We start from the raw sequence: 22300 nt of genomic DNA on the forward strand, positions 1-22300 counted from the left end.
ATATACTATTAAGCTATTTAAAGCAAAATCTGCTCTCACTCTTCCTCACTTAGATTATATTATACAAACATAGGAGGTAAAAGAAGAAGAGGCAGTTTCTTCGCTTGAAAATACTATTAAGCTCTTTAAAGCAAAATCTATCTCACTTTTCCTCACTTAGATTATATTATACAAACATAGGAGAAGCAAAAGAACGCCACTTGGTTGATGACCGTTTTTATATCTGTTAAAGCAAGGCTTTATTTTATTAAATTTGATAACCGATCAAAATTAACATATATTAAAAATGATTGAAAAAGAATTTGTACAACAAAGACGTAAAGAAATAGCAGAAATTAGACATGCGGATAGTGTCTATAGAGATATTCAAGCACGAGAAGAAGAAAGAGAAGAGTATGAAAAACGCTGGTTCTGGGAATTACTCCAAAATGCAAAAGACTCTATTGATGAAAATCAAAATATTAAGGTCAAAATCGAGATAACTGATAATAATATTTCTTTTTCTCATACAGGAAATCCATTCGAACTTGACGATATCCTAAGTCTAATAATACAAGGATCATCCAAAAATAATAAAGAAGGTAAGACTGGTAGGTTTGGAACAGGTTTTATGACTACCTATCTTCTTTCAAAGAAGGTTCATATCACTGGAAAACTTACCGAAAATCAGGGTTGTTTTAGTTTTCTATTAAATCGTGATGCTACAGATAACGATCATTTCTATAACCTGCAAATAGAATCTAATAAGCAGTTTGACGATTCGATTCAGGAAGAAAGCTATCTCAACGCAGATGAATTTCAAACATTATTCAGCTATGAATTAGATTCCAAAGGCAAGGAAACTGCAAGAATAGGTCTTTTATGTCTTGATGAACTCATTCCAATTACACAGTTATTTAATGAACAAATAGAATCTGTTACTGTAATTGAAAACGGGACAACAAAAACTTTTTCAAAAGTTTTACTCGACACGCATAAGGAGGAAGGTATTGCAGAATGGCAAATTAGTACAGTCGTTGATGGTATACAGTCTGCTAGTCTAAAGGCATATATTAAAAAAGAAGATAAATTTGAAGCCTGTATCATTACACAATTACAGGAAAAAAAAGAATTTATTTTCCCGCTAACTCTCAATTATCCAAGATTATACTATACGTTCCCATTAATTGGAACTGAAGAAATAGGGATACCACTCATTATTAATTCAACAAATTTCGACCCGCGTGTTGAAAGAGATGGTATATACTTAAAAAAAACAGCTGAAGATGGAAGTGATTCTTTCAACAAGGAAATCATTTATAAAGTATTAAATGAAAGCATGCTATCCTTTGCTAATATCTTCAAAAGAAAAAAAATAAGAGGTCTTTATGAATTGTTTGATTTTGATCGCTCAAAGGATCTTAAATGGGTGGATCACGAATGGTTCACAGATGTCAAGAACAGTGCTGTAGAGATTTTAGCTTCTGAAGAATTAATACTCTATAATGGCGCAGATGAAAAATATAGCAGTTTAAATGACCTGAAAATACCATTTTCTGATAAAAAGGAATACATTTTAGAATTATGGAATCGTCTTTCAGAGATTAAAGATTTTCGTATTCCATTACATACTGAACTTTCTGATTGGATCAGAATAGCTGAAAAAATTACAACTATCAAGAAAGGTGTAGAGAATATTTATCATCTTGATTTTGTTTTGGGAATTAATGAACTGATTGAAAAAATTGAAGAAAAAAAGGATCTTTCCGAGCTAGACGATTCATTAAACATTGATGGTCACGTATGGTTAAACAGTTTTTATTCTTTAATTATTAAAATTAGAGGATCGTTTCCATTGGGAGACAAGATATCACTCAATCAAAAGAATCTTTTTAGAAAAGCGGAAGGTATGAGTTGGGATATTTCAAAAGATGATGAGCTTGTTGAAATATCTGATTTAATTGAATTGAATTTTGGTGAGCATCTCTTTTCAAGACAAATCACTGAATTTAATATTAGTGGTGTGGAAAGGTTTTTAGTGCAGAATGCAGTATCTGAACTGAAATCACGATTAAATGATTTAGTGGAAACAGAATTAGCAAATGTAAAAAATCAAGAAGCTAATGCAAGATTTCTGAGATGGCTTATCGTAAAAGGACATAAAGATATTATCAAAGACCTGAAAGTCTTGAAAGGAATAAAAAATGATGAAAGTTTTGAATATGAACATTTTCCAAAGACAGAGCATCTTTTGTTGACACCAAAAGCTTACTTTGAGCTCGAGTTTCCGTTGTATGCCAACCTTGTAAGGGACAAAGACTGTCTTAATGATATATACAATAATTTTTTAGAAAAAGAGCATTATACTTATCTAAATAATAACGGCTATCTACATTTATCTCCAATAGTAATAAAGACTGAGAATGCAACAGTTAAGTTGTTAGAACATCTTTTAATCCATGAAAATGATCTAAATTTATTGAGAGACTCAGACGGTCAACTTAAATACAAGTTTGAAGTTTCCTTTTCAGATTTTGCTTACCTAACTACCTCTGATGGATACATATATGCTCGTAACACTACACAGAAGTCAAGTCTGGAACGACTTAAATTTATGCTAACAGAAGCCGTGGATAAAGATGCTTTTTTTGATGATGATAATCAGGAAATTCTAATAGAAGGTATAGAGAAACCTATCTATTTAAGAAAAAGCCTTTGGGTTTACAGAGCCCGAGGCCTAAACTGGATTAATGTAAAGACTCAAAGTGAAGGCAATGAAGCAAAATTCGTTAGTGAAACACCTTCTTCAAAAAATCTCTCCGAACTCTTAAAACTTGATGACGGATTAATAAAAACTATACGTGGTTCTAGGCAGCAAAACTTTTTAAACAAATTGGGTGTCGGAGTATCTGATTTAATACGAAATACCCTTCCTTCAGATGAACTTCGATTAAGTTGGGATAAGGCCATAACCAATATGATTACAAGTGATGCGGATCCTGAATTGGTTCAAGAGATTTTTAGTGATCCTGGAATAAAGAAAGAATATGAAAGAAGGTTGAATGAAAGAAAACTCATTGGCAGAAACCAGTCTATAGGTAAATTAATCGAAATACTTTTCCGAGAATATATAGATGATTTACGGGCAAAAGGTATTCCAGTAAATATAGACCGAAGACCTTTTGGTAGTGATTATATACTTATGGCGGAATCATCTGACTTTGTGAATGAAAATAGACAACGTGAAGGTTTCAAAATCAATAATTGGTTAGTAGAACTAAAAGCCACAGGAAAAGAATATGCGGCCATGACACCTTTGCAAGCAAAAAAAGCCACAGAGGAAAAAGATAACTATGCTTTAGTCGTAGTACCTCTTGATGGGACTGCTCCCGATATTGAATACTTAAAACAGAACGCTAAGGTTATAAGTAATATTGGATATCGAATAAACAACATTTATCCTGACTATAATGAAGTCGAAATAAAAAAAGGTAATCTCAATAGTGGAAAAGATGGGATTTCGGTAAATATAGAGGATCAGAATATAAGGTTTAATATTAACTCCGAAGTTTGGATTTCAGATGAGACTACTATTGAATCTTTTGTTAAACTTACTTTTACAGAGATAATAAATTAATGTGTTTAGCCATTATATAATGATTTTGTTTTAAAATCTGCAGCATTCTGTTCCTCCATTTTGTATCCGTAAAATAAAACACCCTAGCCGTTGTCAATGCTGTCAATGGCTCTTTTAAAATCATCGACATCACTACCAACAAGTAAACAACTTAAAAAACCAATATCTAAAAGTACCTTATATACTTTATCGTCATCAATATCACTGTGAGCAATTAGCTTAATCGAAGGATATTCTGAACTCAATTTCTGTAATTGTTCCAGTATATTCTTGTCATAAAAATCAAGGTCAATAATGCAAGTTTTCGGAAGTACCTTTAAATTAGATAAGTTTTTTAATCCATCTTCGATATTTTCCGACTTAAACAACACTTCAATTCCTGAAGCTATGAGTTCGTTGTAAATCAGATCCAAAATTGGGCTTTTGCCATCGATAAAAGCGAAGGTGATTTTTTGTTGTGATGTACCAGTTTCCATATTTATTCTCGTATCAAATTAATGGATTGCCTGCACAAAAAAGAAGCGTAGGCAACTACAACTTACCGATACTGAGGCACTGGTATACCCGACAACGAATAAGCGAGCGCCCACGCCTATAGCGTGAGCGTTCTTCCTTATCGTCTTGTTGTCTTAAAAATTACCAGTTTTCAGTACCAAGACTTAAAGCAAAAACACTTTAAGATTTTCTATATTTTACTAAGCAAATATACTAAAGTCGTTTTAATTGATTACCATACTCTCTATAATTGTAATCCTTTATCAATCATTATCTCTTTTAAAAAACAAAAAATCGGATTACCTTTTAGATATCCGATTCTCCTAAAAATATAATTAGAAATTATTTTTGATTTGATTGCTCTGTTTTTTCTTTATCTTTTTTCTCACGAGAATAAACCCACAACGACAACAGTCCAAAAATAATTAATGCATAGGCTAGCCATTTACCTATCCTCTCAATAAATTTAATAAAAACTGAACTTTCATAAGAGGAAAAAGACTCAGCTCCCATAGGGCTGCGCCTGTAAAACTTCCTTCTATTAATCCAGTAACGAAGTCCCAAGCCTGCAACCAAAAATATTATCCCTATTACTAATGATGCAACCATAACATTTAATTTTACTAAGTATAAATTTAAAAAATATTGACGACCTCTTAAAGTAAGAACTATATAAATACGCTGTAAATTTAAAACGGCTTACCTCCCGATAAGCCGTTTTCTCTGAACACAGATGCTAAATCTAATTACTACTGTTAAACTGAAAACTCACCTGCTTTTCGTTACCAAAACTGTCCGAAATCCAAATGTCAAAGGATTGTGAGACCGCTGAAGTTGAAGTATAGTACAAACGAAATTGTTCCGATGCCAAAGGATACAAATCATTCGGAAGATAAGGCGGTTCATCGTAATACCTCAAAGAGCCTAGTCCGTCAAATTGGAAGTAGCGGAGATAGTATTGCGTATTTTGGTAGTTACCACTTCGTTGTATTGTTATCCTTATTTCTACCGTCTGCCCATTTGCAACGTCTTTAGGCACTGGCATTACATTGACCTCAAAAGGAAAATCATTCTGTATTTCGATTTCATCATCTTTGCTACAAGATACCAAAGTGACCGAAGCTGTCAGGATCGCTATAATTACATATATAGGCAGTAATCCTATTCTGAATTTATTAAATATTGCTATCATAATTTCACATTTTAAAAGTTAAATCTTAATCCCACACCTGCGGACGGTCGGAACTGTCGCAAATCTGTACCCCACAACACTTTTGTACGCCCTTGCAGAATCAAAACAAATTTGTCGGAGAGGTACGTTTCAAAGGTTAGCCGACCACCGGCACCGTAAATGAAATTATCCTCATTCATTATTTTTGCACCATCATACAGCATCGTTTCGCCACGGTTGATGTTTTCGTAACCAACAACACCTGTTATCCCAGCATTCAGCGTGATATTCTTACGGGCATCACCTAATAAAAAGAAACTGTAACCTCCTTCAGCTGTATAAGTTTCCTGCGGTATTTGGAGCGATTTATAATCGTGGTATTGGTGTGTGTATTCCAAAGCCCATATCTGATAATTTCCGTTTTTACCGTTCACGGTCATACCCAGACTGATGTAATAATCGTTACCGATTTTATCATCAGATAAAATACCTGTACTTATCTCCAAACCTTTTTGTTTGGGTAACATTCTTTGTGCCTGTGTTACCGTGATGGCCATAAAGAGCAACATCACGGTGTAGATATATTTTTTCATTGTAATTACTTTAAAAGGTTATTAAAATTTCAGGTGCATATCATTGATTACACGGGCTTTGATTAAGTCCGAATTTTCTACCTGAAGTGTTTGGTGTCGTCCTCCGTTTTTCTCAAATATTTCGATCAGCAGTACCTTGTCATCCGCAATGGTAAACTGGTCTAACAGAAAAACATTTTGCTCGGAAGATTGCCCGTTTATGCCGTCCTCCAATGGCTTGTAAGTACGAAGCGGTATCATTGGTCGTTCTTGTACTACGGTACGTTTGGCTACCTTTTTATCTACTACTTTGAAATTGATAAAATCAATGTTAAACGGTACGTTACTTTTGTTTCGTATTTCCGTATGGAAATAGTATTTGCCATTGTGTATATAGATACCTTTCAGAATAAACTGAATACCGAAGCTCTTTGCCCCGATATGCTTTACAATACGCTTGTCTTTCTTGTAAATGGTTTCCAATAACAAACCTGCCAAAGACGGAGAATTGTTTCCTAATTCTTCAAACAGTACATCGTTACCGTTGGCTTTATCTACTGCTTTTTGCATAGTCAGCAGATCATAACTCAACGCTTCGGGATAAGAACTGTAATACACATTGAAAGAGTAAAAACGACCATCATTGGTAATGACGGAAAAGTTGGTTTCGGCTTCAAAATTCCTAACCGATGCTTTTACACGCAAAACGTTTTCTGCGTCTTCTGCTTTTCCGGCAATCAGGTATTCGCTTCCCAAATCCACATAACGAATGGCAGTCGGGAAAATCAGGTGCGAGGTTTTATCGTAGGTTACTTCCATACGATATGGCTCAATTCTACCCAATTCAAGGGGTGTTTTTACAGGTACACTATCCTGTGCAAAGGAGGTTACGGCAGAGCCAATGGTCAGGGCAACTACCCAAAAGGTTTTAAAAATATTTTTCATTTTTTTAATATTTGAGTTTAACATTATTGTTTTGATACAAGAAAGACCTGATGTCCTGCTTTTAGCGAAACTTTTGGAGTACGTACTTTCTTGGCGAAATAGCCCGAAATTCCCTGCACCACGCCACGGCTTAAATCGGCAGCCACCTGTTGTCCTGCATTCTGGGTAAGCATCAGGCTTGTTCCTGATTGTTGGCTCATATTACCCGCCATTTCGGTAAGAGCATTCATTTCAGGAGAATAAGGAACATACAGTCCTTGCTGTCCGTCCAGATCATAGATGGTTATATCAACCGGAATGATATTGCCCTCCAATTCAACCGAGGTAATTTTAAGCTGTAAACGTCCACCCTGAAACTTGGCATTAGCCGTTACAATCGTTCCCTGCGGTATAGTACGGCTTGTTGTTTTTGCAGGTTCTAATAATCGTAACCGAACACCTGTTTCGCCAACCACTGTCTGTGCGTCGTGTACACAGGCTTTGATACTGTTTTTGGGGTGTACTACTTGTTCAGTAGTACCTGCGGTATAAAATCCTCTGTTTCGGGTTTCGCTCCAATTTTCCAAAAACTCACTATCTGTGGGCTCCCGATATAAAGCAGATACGGTATTTTTCCTTGCCGCAGTAAATGATACAAAATGCTCTTTTTTATTCGCACCCGAAGCCACTGAAGTGGTACTATTTGTTGCAGGTACAGGTTGTTCTGCGGTGCTGGTATTCGTACTGGTCGGCAGATATTTTGCCGCCATCTGATAGGATTTTTCCATCAATGCAATCTGGTCATCTACGGTTGTAGGCTTTGGCAGATCTCTATCGGCTAGTTGTTCTTTCAACTCGTCCAATTGCTTGCGAAGTTCCATTGTTTCCGAATTGTCATCTTGGTAAAAATTACCTAATGTACTTTGCATATTGCGGTAACTATTAAATCCCGAATTACCTCCATAACGTCCGGAGCTTCTATTACCACCTCCGTAACCAGGGCTTTCATCTTCTTCGGTAAATTCACTGGCAGGTTCTTTCTTTTCATCGGTGTTCCAATAATCTGAAAGCGTTGCCAAAGCATTACGTTTCTCTTGTTCTTTGCGTTCCAGCATTTCAAGTTCATACGCCTTGCCTTTATCGCTAGGCATTCCTGCTCCGGTAGCTTGTGGAACGGCATCGTTCAGCCCGATGTTTTCGATTTCCTTTTTGTCTTCCGACGGTTTGAAAATTAAATACATGCATCCCAAGAAAACAATACCCATCAAACCAAAAATCAAAGGCTTCTTGAGTTTTTCCATTTTATTCTCCGTACCGTTTTGCAGTACATCAGCGGTTTCTTTCGGATTCCCCTCCGTCACCCGAACAACCGACTTTTTGTTCTCATTTTCTTTCATAAATCTGATTTTTTAAAATTGTTGATAATGTGTCTTGCAACCTTGCAGGACTTTCGTTCTTTTTAAGGACAGGGTTTTCAATATGCTCTATCTGCATATCATTTTTTGACTTGCTTGTGTCATACCATACTTTGGCAACAACTCCCACGGTCAGCAGCAGATAACCAATAAAGAAGTACAACGTGTATAGGTGCTGCTTCCTCAATGGTAAAGCCCTCCAACGGTCGTCTAGCTTATCAAAAAACCTGTCCATATTTTCCCTGAATTTTTTCATATATCCTGTTTTAGCGTTCGATGACCTCTATATCCTTGTTCTCTATCACCGCAAATTTTTCGATGTTGAACCCTTGGGGATTGTTGTCGGAACGAACGGAGTTTACTAGATAGCAGGAAGTAACCAGGTTACGACGTGTTACATTACTTGACCTGATGATGAACTGCTTTGCGTAGGTACGCACCGCATAGGGATAATTGTCAAAGCTGCACACCACACTATCTACCTCTATACGTTGCTGTACATTACCAGAAATGATACGGCTGTAATAACCTTTTTCCGAAAGGTCTTTGTAGTAATCAAAGGCTGATTTATCGGCAAGATTGAAAGCCCTGCTCATATTGCTCTCGATAGCATTCTTATCGGGAGCCAGCGTAAAGAACAGCTCATGAAAACGCCTTACGTGTTCCCGAGCTTCAACAGGTCGGTTAATATTGGCATCTTGCGACAAGGCAAGCATTAAGGATTTGCCGTTATCCAGCACGTAGATTTTTTGGCGTTGCTCATTAGCAAAACTGTACGATTTCCATACGGCATATCCTACAACACCAATACAGAGAACTGCAAATACTATGGCATACAAACGTATCTGCCTAAAACTGTTTTCTATATTTCTTAAAGTTTTAAATTCCATTTTTAACTGATTTAATTATTTTATTTTCCCATTAGTTTACCACCGATATTCCCTGCTGCCGAACCTGCTCCAGCACCTGCTATATTTCCAGTTTTCATAGCCGCTTGGTTTACGTTTCGGGTAAAGTTTCCAGCACCTCCGGCTTGGATTACCCAACCTGTTACTGTTGGTATAGTGAAGTATCCGATAATGCCGATAATCATAAAAATGATGTATACCGTATTGCTGGTATCGGGTATATAAGTTGGGTCTGCTAGCATAGCAATATCCCTTTCCAATATGAGAGATTGTATTCTTGCCAACATAGAACTGAACAGATCCGAAACAGGTAGCCAGAGATATACACTGACATATCTGGTAATCCATTGTGTGAGTGTTGACTGAAAACCGTCCCACACGGAGATGGCAAAAGCAATTGGACCGAGAATGCTTAAAACAATCAGGAAGAACGTTCGGATAGTATCAATGACTAAAGCCGCAGCTTGGAATAGTATTTCAAGTAGGTTACGAAACCAATCTTTGATGGCTTTTTCTATCTTGTAGGCTTGCCTGTCCATATACATTCCGGCCATTGTTCCAATATCCGATGGCGACCAGCCCAGTTCCTCCAGCTTTTTATCAAACTCATCGTCCGATACCATATAGGCTGTTTCGGGATTTCTAACCATTGCTTCATATTCCAATTGGTCTTTCTGCTGTTGTAGCTTGTTCAGATCCAGTACCTGGTCTTCGAGTATTTGATGGGTTCCGGTTACAACAGGACTTAATACCGCATTAATGGTTCCCAACACGATAGTTGGGAAAAACATAATGCAAAGTCCTAATGCAAATGGGCGAAGTAAGGGGAACACATCAATAGGTTCGGCACGGCTTAAAGCCTGCCAAACCTTTAATGCTACATAGAACAAAGCTCCCAATCCTGCCAAACCTTTCGCAACCGCAGCCATATCGCCTGCAAGAGGCATCATATCATCGTAAAGCGAACGCAGAAGTTCGTGAAGATTATCCCATTCCATAATTTACCAGTATTTTTGGTTAGAAGTTCCGTACAGATCTAGCACTCTTTTAGCATCGTTTTTCTTCTTTGCTCTCAGGTAGCTTACCGATATGTTCTTATTGGTGTAATAGCGTACAAGGCTGTGGTATTCTTTTACTTCTTTGTACACACGGTCAATAATATCCATACGCTCCTTGTCATTCAGTGAAAGACTTGATGCACTGATGATCTGCTTCAATTCCTTTAACAGTTCAGTACTTTCATTCAGTAGTGCCGAATACCCGTTACCAATAGCTACTAATTCATTTGGTTTGAAATTTGGATCGTTCATCATCTTACCGAAATTGGTCACATACATTTCTGATACATCGCCTACTAATAAAACTGTTTGCTGTACCTTACGAGCATCTTTCACAAGGTTATTGATAGCTTGCAGTTTATCGTAGTATTCCTTGCCTTGTTTGTACACTTTTTCAACCTCTTTGAAGTTCTTTACTACATTGCTTACAGTGGATGAGGTCTGTACGATTTCGTTCGCAGAGTTGAGAATACCTGAAGCCAGATTTGCTGGGTCAGTTACAACCCATTGGGCTTTTGCGGACGGTGCTACGGCAAACATTATTGCCGTAAGCATCATTAAAAATATTTTTTTCATTGTCTTGAAATTTTTGATTGTTAATTACTATTGATTTAAGTTGTCACGCCTTTGCATAGCGATATGCTTAATGGCGAGTTCCACATTACCGTCCAATTCGGAAGCGAGCTGCATCACTTCCATTTTTTCGGTTTCTTCTGTCGTGTAAGCCAAATATTCCTCAAGGCTTACTTCCGTTGCGTACACTGCCGAGTGTGTTCCGCCCAATCCAATCCAAACTTCCTTGTACAAGCGACTGGCATCGTTATTCATATTGATGGAAAGTACTTGTGCTTTTTCTTTATCCGTAAGCCCCAGCATTGCTTGTATATCATCAAACTTGTTCATATACTTACGCTGGTCGAGCAGGATTTTACAATCGGAATTATTGATGATACTCTCTTTCACAATCGGAGATTGGATAATATCATCGACCTCCTGTGTTACTACGATGGCTTCCCCGAAAAACTTTCTAACCGTTTTAAAGAGGTACTTTATGTATTCCGCCATTCCTTCCTTAGCGATTGCTTTCCAAGCCTCCTCAATCAGTATTAGTTTGCGAATACCTTTCAGTCTTCGCATCTTGTTGATGAATACCTCCATAATGATGATGGTAACTATCGGAAAGAGGATTTTGTGGTCTTTAATCGCATCAATTTCAAACACGATAAAGCGTTTGGACAACAGGTCTAACTGCTTGTCCGAGTTCAGCAGATAATCATACTCGCCACCTTTGTAATACGGCTCCAAAACGTTGAGGAAATTGGCAATATCAAAGTCTTTTTCACGAACCTGTTTTTCTTCGAGTACCTTACGGTAATCTCCTTTTACATATTCGTAAAAGCCATTGAACGATGGGAAAATGCTCTCGTTTTTTATACGGTCGATATAACCTGAAACCGCATTGGAAAGAGCAACTTCCTCTGACCTTGTAGGCGGTTCATCGTCACGTTTCCAAAGCGTGAGTATCAAAGTCTTGATACTCTCACGCTTTTCAATGTCGAAGACACCATCATCGGTGTAAAATGGATTAAAGGCAATCGGGTTATCTTCGGTATAAGTGAAGTAAACACCGTCTTCGCCTTTGGTCTTTCCTTTGATGAGTTCGCATAAGCCCTGATACGAGTTACCTGTATCTACAAGCAGTACATGTGCGCCCTGCTCATAATACTGCCTTACCATATGGTTTGTGAAGAACGATTTACCCGAACCTGACGGACCAAGGATGAACTTGTTCCGGTTCGTGATGATACCACGCTTCATCGGCAAATCCGATATGTCCAAATGGATAGGCTTTCCGGTCAGGCGGTCAGCCATCTTGATACCGAACGGCGAGGGCGAATTGTGGTAGTTGGTTTCTTCGGTAAAGAAGCAGAGGGCAGGCTCGATAAAAGTGTAAAAACTTTCCTCACTCGGAAAATCTCCCGCATTGCCCGGCATTCCCGCCCAATACAAAGTGGCAACGTCCGTAGTGTTGTGGCGTGGTTTGCACTCCATCAGTGCCAATGCACTACCGCAATCATTCTTTAGCTGCTTCAGTTCCGCAGGGTCTTCCGACCACGCCATAATGTTGAAGTGCGCACGGATAGATGACAGTCCGAACGAATGCGCTTCGTTCAGGTATTTTTCTATCCACTCCTTGTTGATTTGGTTGGCACGACTGTAACGAGCCAGCGAGTGCATATTCCTTGCAGACTTTTCAAACTTTTGCAAGTTGTCTTCGCTGTTATCCAGGAATATGTACTGATTGTAGATGTGGTTACAGCTTAACAACAAACCAACTGGCGCAGCGAACGACAAACGACAGTCGCTACGGTCGGTAGAGAGCTTTTCAAAACGGGTATCTGCCGATACCGTTCCGGGCAGGTCGTCCGTGTCTGAAAGGGTGTGCAGGCTCAACCTTTTGTTACCGATGCGTACTTCTTCTGTTCCCAATCCAATGTCCTGCATTGGTGTCCCGGCTTCCCTTGACAGTGTGAGGTATTGCTCCAGTAAACCCTGCGTGTCTTCGGTTCCGATGATTTCATCTTCGGTCAAACGTTGTAGAGTTATGAAACCACTATCATTTACGATACGCTCAAACTGCGTTACCGCTTCCATAAAGCGGTGTATTGTTTCCTTGTTCCTGATTTCCTTTGGTATGAGCGAACCTTTGCAAAGCGAACTGAAGTTGCTTTGCATCCGCATACGCTCTTTGGAGGTCTTCGTTAAGAACAGGTAGCAATAGTGGTTCAGAAAAGGACGTTCATTGAAATGGCGCTGGTAGGACTTTGCCAAAAAGCTCTGGTCTTCTATTGCCAAATTGGGAGCGTAACTTTCTTTGATGTACCAATCCTGTTTGTGAATGACCGTAAAATCGGGCAAGGTTTTAATAGCCTTGTGCCAGGCAGAGTGGATGGCTTCATATTCCGCAGAAGCTACCGTGAACAGTTCCGGCAAACGCACCGCAAAGCAGGCGGTAATGTCAGCATCTTTGGAAAGAATGCAGTTGTTCTCTACTGCCAACAATGGAAACTTATTTTCCAGTGTTGTGGTCTTTGCTACATTTCTCATACGGTATTCTGTTTAGGCGTGAATTTTAAATAGCGGTGTACAGGCTTGCGGCAGATGATGTAGCGGGGATGCCTTTTCCTGGCTGCTATCTTCATCAACCCGTGTTCGCCATATTTTCTGTTCAGTGAAAAAGTCTCCCAGATGATAAGTGAAGCACCTCCGGTTCCGAGGAACAGACAGATGTAAGAATTTACACCTGTCATATACATAATCATAACGAAGATGAGCGTGCCGAGCAATCCACCTGCGAAGATGAATAGGTACTGTGCTTTCAGTCCTTTAAATTCCACTGTTCTTCCGATGCCTTTGTTGATATTGTAATTCATAAGGCAAAGGATTAAAGGAAGAATGAACGCAGAATGGTAGCCGCTACAATTAAGAAGATACAAGCACCGAACCACGAAGCTGCCGTCTTGCTTGTGTCAGGATCTCCACTACTGAACTTGTTGTATACTTTAACACCTCCGATAAGCCCAACCACCGCACCGATAGCGTAGATTAACTGGGTTGCGGGGTCAAAATAACTTGTTACCATTTGGGTAGCCTCGTTGATACCCGCCGAACCGTTTCCCTGTGCAAATGCACCAATTCCTGACAACATCGCTAGGGTTGCCAGCAAAACTTTTTTTCTCTGTTTTTCCATAATTGAAACACATTAATTTGTTTTTGTTATCCCACACCTTGCGGGCTTTCGGGACAAATGTCTTACGGAAAAAAAACATTGCTGTAAAGTGGAAGTCAAAGGAATGATTTGGCTGTGAGTGGCTATATTTTTTTGAAAATTCAAAGAGGAAGAACTAATAAATAGACACACTTTTTATTATATTTACAGTTGGCTCAGTGCAACTTTTAAATTACATTTGTGCATTCATAATAAAATCTATCTTAGATCAATTCAAGATGAAAATAACCGGCAGACATATTGGGGAAATGTTAAAGGAAGCTAGGGAACAAAGGCAACTAACACAAGAACAATTAGCTCAAAAAGTGGGTAAAAAAAGGAGTTATATTTCTAAGATCGAAACTGATTATGGTAATAATATCAAACTTCAAACCCTTAAAGAGATTGTAGAAAAGGGATTTGATGGAAGACTTAGAATTGATTTGGAGATTTAATTATCTTAAATAATCATCAATCAACTCTTTTAATCTGAAAAATATTAATAAGTAGTTTCCTAAGACATTTATTGAAAAAATAGAATGACAACAAATAAAAATCTACATAAATTACCCGAAAAATGGGAGTGGACAACACTTAGTGAACTAGGTATTATCGTTAGTGGAGGTACACCATCCACAGAAGAACCAGAATTTTGGGGAGGGGAAATATCATGGATAACACCTTCAGATTTATCAAATTATAAAGAAAAATATATTTCTAATGGATCAAGAAATATAACCATTGAGGGGCTTACAGCTTCATCAGCTAGGTTGATACCTAAAGGAAGCATTATTTTTTCTTCGAGAGCCCCAATTGGATATGTTGCTATTGCTAAAAACGATTTATGTACTAATCAAGGATTTAAAAACTTGGTAATAACAGATTCTCTCTACAGCGACTATATCTATTATTATCTAAAGTCAATAAAGCATATTGCTGAAAATCTTGCAAGTGGGACTACTTTCCTTGAATTATCTGGTTCTAAATTTGGGAGTATAAATATCCCTATTGCTCCCATAATAGAACAATACAAAATTGTTTCACGCATTGAGGAGCTAAATAGTGCATTAGATAATAGTGAGGACCTTTTGTTAAAAGTTGTCCGACATTTAGCAATTTACAAGCAATCTCTTCTCAAAAGCGCTTTTTATGGTAATCTGAAAAACAAATTTAAAGGTAATTGGAAGGATGGTGAATTAGGAGATATTTACAATTTTATAGGTGGTGGTACTCCTAGTAAAAAAGATCCTTCTTACTGGAATGGTAATATATTTTGGGCATCTGTGAAAGATATTCAAGAACCATATTTGAGTACGACATTGGATAGAATAACAGAAAAAGGTTTAAAGGATAGTTCTACTAATTTAGCTTTAGTTGATGATGTGATTCTTATATCTCGAATCAATCCAGGAAAAATTGCCATAGCAAAGTCTGAAGTAGCAATAAATCAGGACTTAAAAATAGTTAGGCCGCTATCAAGTAATAAAATTGATAATAAATTTACATACTATCTATTTCTATATCTAGAAAATGAAATTGTTAAATTATCCAAAGGCACAACGGTCAAAGGAATTAGGGTAGATGAATTAAAATCTATAAAAATATCTTATCCTGATATTAAAACACAGAAGTCATTAGTTTCAGAATTGGATCAGAATTATTCTCTTGCAGATGATTTGTTAGCCTCAGCACTTTCATGTTTAAAACGAATTGAAACGTATAGACATATAATCCTTCATAAAGCCTTCAGAGGTGAATTGATTGAATTTGATAATATTGATTCAGCTAATGATCTTTTAATTAAAGTTAAAAGTGAAAAAGAAAATTATCTGAATTCAATCGAATTCCTAAAGAGAAAGACTGTAAAAGTACCTCAAATAAAAAAAACTCTACTTGAGTTACTTAAAGACGAATTTTCTGATGAAACATTCTCAATGATTGATATCAAAAACAGAATAAAATTATCTGAGAAAAATCTTAAGCAAGAATTATTTAAACTTCTTGATAGTAAAGATGTTAATTCTTTTTTTTGTAATGATATTAAAGAAATACTTTATAAATTAAAATAATGAAAATAACTCGTGTAAAAATAGGAGAGATAAAACATAGACCTTTGATGCAGGGGGTAGAATTATTTTTTACAGAATCAGAAAATGAATTCATTAGTGCAAATTGTTTTGTAGGTACAAATGGTTCAGGTAAATCTCAATTTCTGGAAACGATTGCTGAAATATTTTTGTATCTTGATAGGGAGTTAAGAACTATTAATAAAGCGAAAAAAGAAAATCCTGATTTCGTATTTGAAATTGATTATTATTTAATATTAGATAAAAAAAGAATTTATGTTTGTGTTTCCCAACCTACTTATAAATCCAGTGATTTAATAGTAGATATTAGAGATAATGAAGGTAATCTCATTGAAATTGACAATATTGAAAGAGAAATATATTTACCTAAAAAGATTATAGGATATACATCAGGTGAAAATGAAACATTAAGTACACCCTTTTTGAGCTATTATGATGAATACGCTTCTTATACAGCAGATAGAGCATTTAAAGCACTTAATGTACCCGATTATAATCCAAGACTTTATTTCATGGACTATAACACTAATTTAGGGATTGCTATCAGTAATCTAATATTTGAAGAATTTGATGGTTTAAAACAACTTAAGAGTGAATTAAAAATAGATTCAATTAGAAGTTTTCAAATAATTATTCAAACCCAGCAAACTGCCTCACCTAAAGCAAAGTCGGTTTCAGGTGAAACTGGAGTTGTCTTAACTCCTGAGTTAAAACAGTGGAAAGAAGAATTAATTAGATGTGCAACTCATGTTAGTTATGATAAAAATCATGAAAAATACACTTTAGATTTTTTCGTAAATAAGGCTACTAAAGATGCTTTAAAACATTATTTTAAAACGGCGTTTAATTTTTACACTGTTCTTTACAAATTTGAATTATTAAACAATCTTATAATTGATAAAAGAACTCGTGAAAATATAGAAAAAGACAGAAAAAGTAGGCGTCTTGTAAAAAAAATGCCAGAAGTTCCAGATAAAGACAAAGTCCTTAATTATTCTGAACTTAAGCTTAAGTTAACAAATGGTGAAATAGTCGACTATTTAAGTTTGAGCGATGGAGAACATCAATTTATAAATATTTTCGGCACATTGCTAATGACTAACGATGATAATTCAATTTTTTTACTAGATGAGCCAGAAACTCATTTCAATCCTATTTGGAGACGTTTATTCATTAGCAATTTGAAAGAAATAACTAAAGAGCGAAATCAAGATTTATATATAACTTCACACTCTCCCTTCATTGTTTCAGATGTTCAAAGGGATAATGTTTACATATTTGAAAGAATATCTAAAAATGCTATAAATATAAAACCGCCTATAGTTGAGACGTTCGGTTCCTCTTTTACAAACATTTTAAAAATGGTATTTTCTATGGATGAAACTATATCTAAAGAAGGAAGTGATTTTATTGATGACTTATTAAAAAGTGATAGTATACCAGATATTGAAAAAGGTATGGAGCAAATAGGAGAATCATCAAAACTTATGACAATATATAGACGTCTAGAAATGTTAAAAAAAAATAGTTAGATGCTGTTCACTTATCAATATCCTCAAAATCATAATTTGGAGAAATTGAATGATTTTTTTGTTGATTTTCTTTCAAATATTCAAACATCCCAACCAAACTCAAGATTTCGGTTGACAACATATTGTGGGCAAGACTTTATTGAGATAATAAACAACTCACCTGTATTGAAAAAAAAATTGATTTCATTTTTTTCCTCTTTTAAAGTTCTTGATGAACAAGCAAAAAATGAATTTAATTCTATGGTAACTAAATCTCAAGATATAGAAAAATTTTTTAAGGATGATACAATTACAGTGTCAGATACTATGTCAGATAGAATAATTGAGATTTTAGGTAATAGATCATTTAATATTCTTGTCAATCACCTATTTAAAGTCACTCTTAAAAGTTTTGGAATTAAAAACCATTATACTGCTATTTATGACAATATGCCACATAAGGTATGCCCCTTTTGCGGAGTAGAAAAAATGCATAAATCCTTCCAAGAGGATTATGATCATCTAGCTGCCAAAAAACATTATCCAATCGTAGCCATTCACATGAAGAACCTTGCTCCTATGTGTCATACCTGTAACAGTAAAAATAAGGGAGAAAACGATGTTCTACACAATAATGACATGACTAGAAGAACATTTGTATATCCTTATTCAAATACATGTGCTGTGACTATAAATTTTGATAACTGTATCATACCTCAAACCAATCCAAATACTCCTGCAGGAAGCTGGGATATTAGTTTTTTACCCCAAAACTCTATAACTACCAATTGGGCAAGTGTTTTTGGAATAAAGAAGAGATATAAAGAAGATTATCTCGAAGCAAATTTTGAAGAATGGCTTGAAGAATTTGTAGATGGCTTGATTTATTCTGGGATTAATATAAATACTGAACAAGAAGTTATAGATCAGCTTAGTAGGTGGTCTATTGATTTACGAGGAAAAAAGTTTTTAAATACTAATTTTATAAAAGCCCCTTTATTTGAATTTTTATCAATTTGTGGGATAGATATATTTTATCAATCATTAATTGTTCGCTTCAATCAAAAAGTAGCAGCATAATTTATTAATTAACAATGAAACATAACATTTTGGTCCAAAAAATATGGTCTTTCTGTGATACTCTTAGAGATGACGGATTGGGATATAATGACTATTTAGAACAATTGACTTATTTACTTTTTCTAAAGATGGCTGATGAAAATTCTAATAAATATAATCTACCACAAATTTGTGACTGGAGTAAGTTGATAGAAAATAAGGGTGGAGATTTACTTGAACAGTACGAACATATCTTAAAAACATTAGCCGAATCTGGAGGAATGTTGCAAAATATATTTTTAGGAAGTCAAAATAAAATACATGATTCCGTCAAACTCAGCAAATTGATTAATCTTATAAATGAGGAAAATTGGACATCAACTGGAACTGATATAAAAGGAGAAATATATGAATCACTCTTACAAAAAAATGCGGAAAGTAGTGGAGCAGGTCAATATTTTACCCCAAGACCAGTAATACAAGCAATGGTAGAATGTATAAGACCAGATGTAAAAGAGACCATTGCAGATCCTTCTTGTGGAACCGGTGGGTTCTTTTTAGGAGCACTTGAATATATGGAGAGAAAAAAATTAACTATTGAAGAAGATAGTTTCTTAAAGTTCGATACTTTTCACGGTTGGGAAATAGAAAGATCTACAGCGAGATTGTGTTTGATGAACCTTTACTTACATGGAATTGGTGATTTAAAAAAAACTCCGGATATTCATGTAACAGACAGTCTAAGAGTTCAGCTGAAGCAGAAAGTAGATATTGTATTAGCTAATCCTCCTTTTGGAAAAAGTAGTAGCGACATCCCAACTACTGATGAAAAATTAGCTGAAAAAGATGGTTATTTTTTACGAAAAGATTTTTGGGTAACAACTAGTAATAAACAACTTGCTTTTTTACAGCATATTGTGACTATGCTAGAAGAAAATGGTAGAGCAGCTGTTGTCTTACCAGATAATGTTTTATTTGAAGGGGGAGCTGGTGAGATTATTAGAAAAAAACTGTTAGAAGAACTTCATTTACATACAATTTTACGTTTACCAACTGGGATTTTTTATGCTCAAGGTGTGAAAGCAAATGTATTATTCTTTCAAAAACAAAAAAAGAAACGAAAAGTTCAAACTAAGGAAGTTTGGATTTATGATTATAGAACTAATATACACCATACTCCCAAAAAAAATCCAATCGCATTTAAACATTTATTAGATTTTGTTGAGTGTTACAATCAGGGAAATATAACAAAACGTAAAGAGACTTGGAATGAGAAAAACCTTGATGGTAGATGGCGGAAATATACTTATGATCAACTTATTGCAAGAGACAAAACAAACTTTGACATTTTCTGGCTTAAAGATGATGGATTGGTTGACTTTGAAAATTTACCAGAGCCTGATTTATTAGTCGATGGTATAATAGAAGATCTACAGAGTGCATTGGATAATTTTAAAGCAATAAGAGAGACAATCTCTTAATAATACCAATTAATTACGAAAAAAATATAAAATTTGCCTTTAAAAAATCTAGATAATATTTATATTAATTTTAAATATTATAAAAAAGGGAGTTTGTTCACACAAACTCCCCAATATCAAAATCACTCAAATCACTTTTCCGCAAGATGGAAGAACCGTCGTCGTTTTCAGTTGAAAGTGTGCTATCCAAAAGCTCGGCAATTTTTCTGGATGCACCATCTATGGAATTTTCCAGCAGGCTGAATAATTCAGTTCCTTGTAATCTTTGAACTAAAGCTACCGCTGTTTCCTTTTGAGATTGTTCCAAATTTTCTTTTTGAAGCAATGCTCCTACGGAGCTTAGTTCGTCGTAGGTAACCCCTTGGGCAAAACCGTTATCGCCACCGGATATTCCGTACCTATTCCATTCTTCTTCCTCATCTTCCAAGTCAGGCATATTTCTGAAAACTTCGTCCAGCTCTTCCTGCGGAATTTGAATGCCAACGTTTTCATTTTCGTCGTATTCTATGTCTAAATTATCAGGGTTTATCTCCTGTTCAGCTATTTGACTTTCATTGGCAGTGTTTGGCACTGAAAGGCTTCTTGATGGCTTCGGCTGACCCATAATATCGGGCAGGTTCGGATTGACTTTTTCCTGCATCGGCTTTTTTTGCGACTTTTTATGAATGACAATCTTATCCTGTAACAGCAGTACAATGACTATCAGCAGGCATATAATAATTACTATTTCCATAATCAAATGCTTTAAAAAATGGGTTTAAACTTTTCGTTGAAATCATCTATGATTGCTTTTTCAAACATTTCAAAATGATGTTCCAATATATTGTCGAGGTAGGCATAGAGCGGTATCTCGTCCTTTCCAATGACCTGTACAATCCGAGATAGCCTTTCGTGGTATTCCTGCCTGATATAAATGCTTTTATCCCCTCGTTTTGTCATTGAGTGGTTTCTCAAAAAATTTTCACCGTAACTGCCGTCAAGATTTTTTTTGATACGGTTTCGTTCCCTTTGTACTGGCTTACTTTGAAGCAATTCTTCCTGTTTTGCTTCTTCTTTTACAATTTCCTTTTTCGGCTCTTCAGATGGTTCGGGAGGAAGTTGCAAACCGTCCTTTTTTACACCGTCCACCATCAGGTTCATCATCAATTCTTCGTTAATGTCCGGCGTGACTTTCCTTTTATTATCTTTCTCCATAAGGCTATAATTGAATGATTTTTAAAAACTCATTGATAAACAAATCCAATTGGCAGGCTTTCATCAGCCGTTCATCAGGAGGCATTACAGTAGAACGAAAAACCATTTTGCTGTCCGCTTCGCTTTCTTTACGAAAGCGGGTGCTGTTCTTCACTTGGCTTTGCATCAGGCTTAACCCCAATTGCGCTATAAGCTGATTATACACGTCATATAATGGGGTGCTTTCCCTGCCATCCACCTGGTTCCAAAACAGATTAATGGTTTGTATGGACGTTTCGCCTTTTTTCATGATCACGTCCTGTAAAAGCTGTGTAAAAATGAGTGTACTTTCCATTACTAAACGGTCTGCGGTAATGGGCGTAAAAATGTGGTGCATTCCTGCCAATGCTTTCAGAATGCCAGGCGTGTTCACAGTTCCGGGCAGGTCAAAAAATACCATATCAACCGGAACAGCAGAAGCTGCTACAAATTCGTGTGCGGCATCCAATACGCTATCTGCTTTATGCTGTGTTATCGGATAGGCTTTCTTGTTGATAGTGGTAAATTGCTTATACGCTAGTTTTTTCAACGCCTCATTTTCCATAACCATTGCCAAATCACGGGCTTTCATTTTCATTAAACTGTGTTGCGGAAAATCCGCATCAAATACGGCTACGTTGTAGCCTAAACGATAGTGCATCATACTTGCAACAAGCGTGGTAAATGTCCTTTTGCCAACACCGCCTTTTTGAGAAGAAAAGGCAATAAACAGAGGTTTCTTTTTTGTGTCCATATTTTAAAATTTTAAATTCTTGTTTTCCGTCTTGCAGGGAGTCCGGCAAGACGTTCTGAGTTCCCGCTTTCATTCAGGATAGCTATCAGGGTTGCCTGCATTCATGACTGATGACCTGCTTCCTTGCAGTACAGCAGTCGTGCAATCATCCCGGCATCTTATCAGGTAGGCTTGCCATCATTGTTTCATTCCGTCAATCAACCGATCATTCAAACGGGCTGGATATCCAGATAACAAGCGTTCTTGCTTTCTCGTAGTCTTGCATTCC

22 protein-coding genes are annotated in these 22300 nt (G+C 36.3%); 6 read left to right on the forward strand and 16 right to left on the reverse strand.

Going from position 1 to position 22300, the window contains the following annotated elements; genetic code table 11:
• Positions 1-286 precede the first annotated feature (286 nt).
• Positions 287-3616 (forward strand): ATP-binding protein, encoded by a 3330-nt coding sequence (locus tag BA768_RS06430; RefSeq protein WP_065720141.1) that lies wholly within the window; start codon positions 287-289, stop codon positions 3614-3616.
• Between the two features lie 83 nt (positions 3617-3699).
• On the opposite strand, the gene BA768_RS06435 is transcribed toward BA768_RS06430, so the two are convergent.
• The 13 genes from BA768_RS06435 to BA768_RS06495 all read right to left on the reverse strand — a co-directional run bounded on the left by BA768_RS06435 (position 3700) and on the right by BA768_RS06495 (position 13910).
• On the reverse strand, positions 3700-4092 hold the full coding sequence (locus BA768_RS06435; RefSeq protein ID WP_065720142.1) for a response regulator transcription factor: 393 nt from the start codon (positions 4090-4092) through the stop codon (positions 3700-3702).
• A 361-nt stretch (positions 4093-4453) separates the two neighbouring features.
• On the reverse strand, positions 4454-4720 hold the full coding sequence (locus BA768_RS06440; RefSeq protein WP_065720143.1) for a molybdenum ABC transporter permease: 267 nt from the start codon (positions 4718-4720) through the stop codon (positions 4454-4456).
• A 133-nt stretch (positions 4721-4853) separates the two neighbouring features.
• Complete coding sequence (locus BA768_RS06445) at positions 4854-5303, reverse strand: DUF3872 domain-containing protein (RefSeq protein WP_065720144.1); 450 nt, start codon at positions 5301-5303, stop codon at positions 4854-4856.
• An 11-nt stretch (positions 5304-5314) separates the two neighbouring features.
• On the reverse strand, positions 5315-5875 hold the full coding sequence (locus tag BA768_RS06450) for a conjugal transfer protein TraO (protein WP_065720145.1): 561 nt from the start codon (positions 5873-5875) through the stop codon (positions 5315-5317).
• Between the two features lie 21 nt (positions 5876-5896).
• Positions 5897-6799, reverse strand: coding sequence for a conjugative transposon protein TraN (gene traN / locus BA768_RS06455; RefSeq protein ID WP_065720168.1), 903 nt, complete (start codon positions 6797-6799; stop codon positions 5897-5899).
• A gap of 23 nt (positions 6800-6822) precedes the next feature.
• Positions 6823-8175 carry a conjugative transposon protein TraM gene (gene traM / locus BA768_RS06460; RefSeq protein WP_065720146.1) on the reverse strand — a complete coding sequence of 451 codons (1353 nt, stop codon included), beginning with the start codon at positions 8173-8175 and terminating at the stop codon, positions 6823-6825.
• A complete protein-coding gene (locus tag BA768_RS06465) occupies positions 8162-8449 on the reverse strand; it encodes a nitrogen regulatory IIA protein (protein ID WP_065720147.1) in 288 nt (95 codons plus the stop codon). The genes traM and BA768_RS06465 overlap by 14 nt, the downstream gene beginning before the upstream one ends.
• A 10-nt stretch (positions 8450-8459) precedes the next feature.
• A complete protein-coding gene (traK, locus tag BA768_RS06470) occupies positions 8460-9083 on the reverse strand; it encodes a conjugative transposon protein TraK (RefSeq protein WP_065720148.1) in 624 nt (207 codons plus the stop codon).
• Between the two features lie 20 nt (positions 9084-9103).
• Positions 9104-10099: a conjugative transposon protein TraJ gene (traJ, locus tag BA768_RS06475; RefSeq protein WP_065720149.1), complete on the reverse strand. Its 996-nt coding sequence runs from the start codon at positions 10097-10099 to the stop codon at positions 9104-9106.
• 3 nt (positions 10100-10102) lie between these two features.
• Positions 10103-10735, reverse strand: a complete 633-nt coding sequence (locus BA768_RS06480) for a DUF4141 domain-containing protein (RefSeq protein WP_065720150.1) — start codon at positions 10733-10735, stop codon at positions 10103-10105.
• A gap of 27 nt (positions 10736-10762) precedes the next feature.
• Positions 10763-13267, reverse strand: a complete 2505-nt coding sequence (locus BA768_RS06485; protein WP_065720151.1) for a TraG family conjugative transposon ATPase — start codon at positions 13265-13267, stop codon at positions 10763-10765.
• Positions 13264-13593: a DUF4133 domain-containing protein gene (locus BA768_RS06490; protein ID WP_065720152.1), complete on the reverse strand. Its 330-nt coding sequence runs from the start codon at positions 13591-13593 to the stop codon at positions 13264-13266. Before BA768_RS06490 ends, BA768_RS06485 begins: the two co-directional genes overlap by 4 nt.
• Before the next feature lie 11 nt (positions 13594-13604).
• Positions 13605-13910: a DUF4134 domain-containing protein gene (locus tag BA768_RS06495; protein WP_065720153.1), complete on the reverse strand. Its 306-nt coding sequence runs from the start codon at positions 13908-13910 to the stop codon at positions 13605-13607.
• Between the two features lie 257 nt (positions 13911-14167).
• Here BA768_RS06495 and BA768_RS21425 point away from each other — a divergent pair, with 257 nt between their 5' ends.
• The 5 genes from BA768_RS21425 (at position 14168) to BA768_RS06520 (ending at position 20066) form a co-directional block, all read left to right on the forward strand.
• Positions 14168-14383 (forward strand): helix-turn-helix domain-containing protein, encoded by a 216-nt coding sequence (locus BA768_RS21425; protein ID WP_228388328.1) that lies wholly within the window; start codon positions 14168-14170, stop codon positions 14381-14383.
• Between the two features lie 84 nt (positions 14384-14467).
• Positions 14468-15997 (forward strand): restriction endonuclease subunit S, encoded by a 1530-nt coding sequence (locus BA768_RS21250; protein WP_065720154.1) that lies wholly within the window; start codon positions 14468-14470, stop codon positions 15995-15997.
• The gene (locus tag BA768_RS06510; protein WP_065720155.1) at positions 15997-17547 is read left to right on the forward strand and encodes a restriction system-associated AAA family ATPase; all 1551 of its coding nucleotides are present in this window, start codon (positions 15997-15999) and stop codon (positions 17545-17547) included. The genes BA768_RS21250 and BA768_RS06510 overlap by 1 nt, the downstream gene beginning before the upstream one ends.
• A complete protein-coding gene (locus BA768_RS06515; RefSeq protein WP_065720156.1) occupies positions 17548-18606 on the forward strand; it encodes a hypothetical protein in 1059 nt (352 codons plus the stop codon).
• Between the two features lie 14 nt (positions 18607-18620).
• Positions 18621-20066 carry a class I SAM-dependent DNA methyltransferase gene (locus tag BA768_RS06520; RefSeq protein ID WP_065720157.1) on the forward strand — a complete coding sequence of 482 codons (1446 nt, stop codon included), beginning with the start codon at positions 18621-18623 and terminating at the stop codon, positions 20064-20066.
• Between the two features lie 97 nt (positions 20067-20163).
• Here the strand turns inward: BA768_RS06520 and BA768_RS06525 are convergent, their stop codons facing one another.
• From BA768_RS06525 to BA768_RS06535, 3 genes are read right to left on the reverse strand one after another with little or no spacing between them, the layout of a single operon-like run.
• Positions 20164-20799: a conjugal transfer protein TraD gene (locus BA768_RS06525; protein ID WP_065720158.1), complete on the reverse strand. Its 636-nt coding sequence runs from the start codon at positions 20797-20799 to the stop codon at positions 20164-20166.
• An 11-nt stretch (positions 20800-20810) separates the two neighbouring features.
• Positions 20811-21260, reverse strand: a complete 450-nt coding sequence (locus tag BA768_RS06530; RefSeq protein ID WP_065720159.1) for a DUF3408 domain-containing protein — start codon at positions 21258-21260, stop codon at positions 20811-20813.
• 4 nt (positions 21261-21264) lie between these two features.
• The gene (locus BA768_RS06535; protein ID WP_065720160.1) at positions 21265-22032 is read right to left on the reverse strand and encodes a ParA family protein; all 768 of its coding nucleotides are present in this window, start codon (positions 22030-22032) and stop codon (positions 21265-21267) included.
• Between the last annotated feature and the right edge of the window lie 268 nt (positions 22033-22300).

The sequence above is a fragment of the Chryseobacterium sp. CBo1 genome (assembly GCF_001693475.1).
GTDB lineage: Bacteria > Bacteroidota > Bacteroidia > Flavobacteriales > Weeksellaceae > Chryseobacterium > Chryseobacterium formosense.

Coding starts and splice junctions, on each gene's coding strand:
- BA768_RS06535 (WP_065720160.1), bottom strand. CDS start 22,032: ATGGACACAAAAAAGAAACCTCTGTTTATTGCCTTTTCTTCTCAAAAA.
- traJ (WP_065720149.1), bottom strand. CDS start 10,099: ATGGAATGGGATAATCTTCACGAACTTCTGCGTTCGCTTTACGATGAT.
- BA768_RS21425 (WP_228388328.1), top strand. CDS start 14,168: ATGAAAATAACCGGCAGACATATTGGGGAAATGTTAAAGGAAGCTAGG.
- BA768_RS06450 (WP_065720145.1), bottom strand. CDS start 5,875: ATGAAAAAATATATCTACACCGTGATGTTGCTCTTTATGGCCATCACG.
- BA768_RS06510 (WP_065720155.1), top strand. CDS start 15,997: ATGAAAATAACTCGTGTAAAAATAGGAGAGATAAAACATAGACCTTTG.
- traK (WP_065720148.1), bottom strand. CDS start 9,083: ATGGAATTTAAAACTTTAAGAAATATAGAAAACAGTTTTAGGCAGATA.
- BA768_RS06480 (WP_065720150.1), bottom strand. CDS start 10,735: ATGAAAAAAATATTTTTAATGATGCTTACGGCAATAATGTTTGCCGTA.
- BA768_RS06525 (WP_065720158.1), bottom strand. CDS start 20,799: ATGGAAATAGTAATTATTATATGCCTGCTGATAGTCATTGTACTGCTG.
- BA768_RS06465 (WP_065720147.1), bottom strand. CDS start 8,449: ATGAAAAAATTCAGGGAAAATATGGACAGGTTTTTTGATAAGCTAGAC.
- BA768_RS06515 (WP_065720156.1), top strand. CDS start 17,548: ATGCTGTTCACTTATCAATATCCTCAAAATCATAATTTGGAGAAATTG.
- BA768_RS06440 (WP_065720143.1), bottom strand. CDS start 4,720: ATGGTTGCATCATTAGTAATAGGGATAATATTTTTGGTTGCAGGCTTG.
- BA768_RS06495 (WP_065720153.1), bottom strand. CDS start 13,910: ATGGAAAAACAGAGAAAAAAAGTTTTGCTGGCAACCCTAGCGATGTTG.
- BA768_RS06490 (WP_065720152.1), bottom strand. CDS start 13,593: ATGAATTACAATATCAACAAAGGCATCGGAAGAACAGTGGAATTTAAA.
- BA768_RS06485 (WP_065720151.1), bottom strand. CDS start 13,267: ATGAGAAATGTAGCAAAGACCACAACACTGGAAAATAAGTTTCCATTG.
- BA768_RS06530 (WP_065720159.1), bottom strand. CDS start 21,260: ATGGAGAAAGATAATAAAAGGAAAGTCACGCCGGACATTAACGAAGAA.
- BA768_RS06430 (WP_065720141.1), top strand. CDS start 287: ATGATTGAAAAAGAATTTGTACAACAAAGACGTAAAGAAATAGCAGAA.
- traN (WP_065720168.1), bottom strand. CDS start 6,799: ATGAAAAATATTTTTAAAACCTTTTGGGTAGTTGCCCTGACCATTGGC.
- BA768_RS06520 (WP_065720157.1), top strand. CDS start 18,621: ATGAAACATAACATTTTGGTCCAAAAAATATGGTCTTTCTGTGATACT.
- BA768_RS06445 (WP_065720144.1), bottom strand. CDS start 5,303: ATGATAGCAATATTTAATAAATTCAGAATAGGATTACTGCCTATATAT.
- BA768_RS21250 (WP_065720154.1), top strand. CDS start 14,468: ATGACAACAAATAAAAATCTACATAAATTACCCGAAAAATGGGAGTGG.
- BA768_RS06435 (WP_065720142.1), bottom strand. CDS start 4,092: ATGGAAACTGGTACATCACAACAAAAAATCACCTTCGCTTTTATCGAT.
- traM (WP_065720146.1), bottom strand. CDS start 8,175: ATGAAAGAAAATGAGAACAAAAAGTCGGTTGTTCGGGTGACGGAGGGG.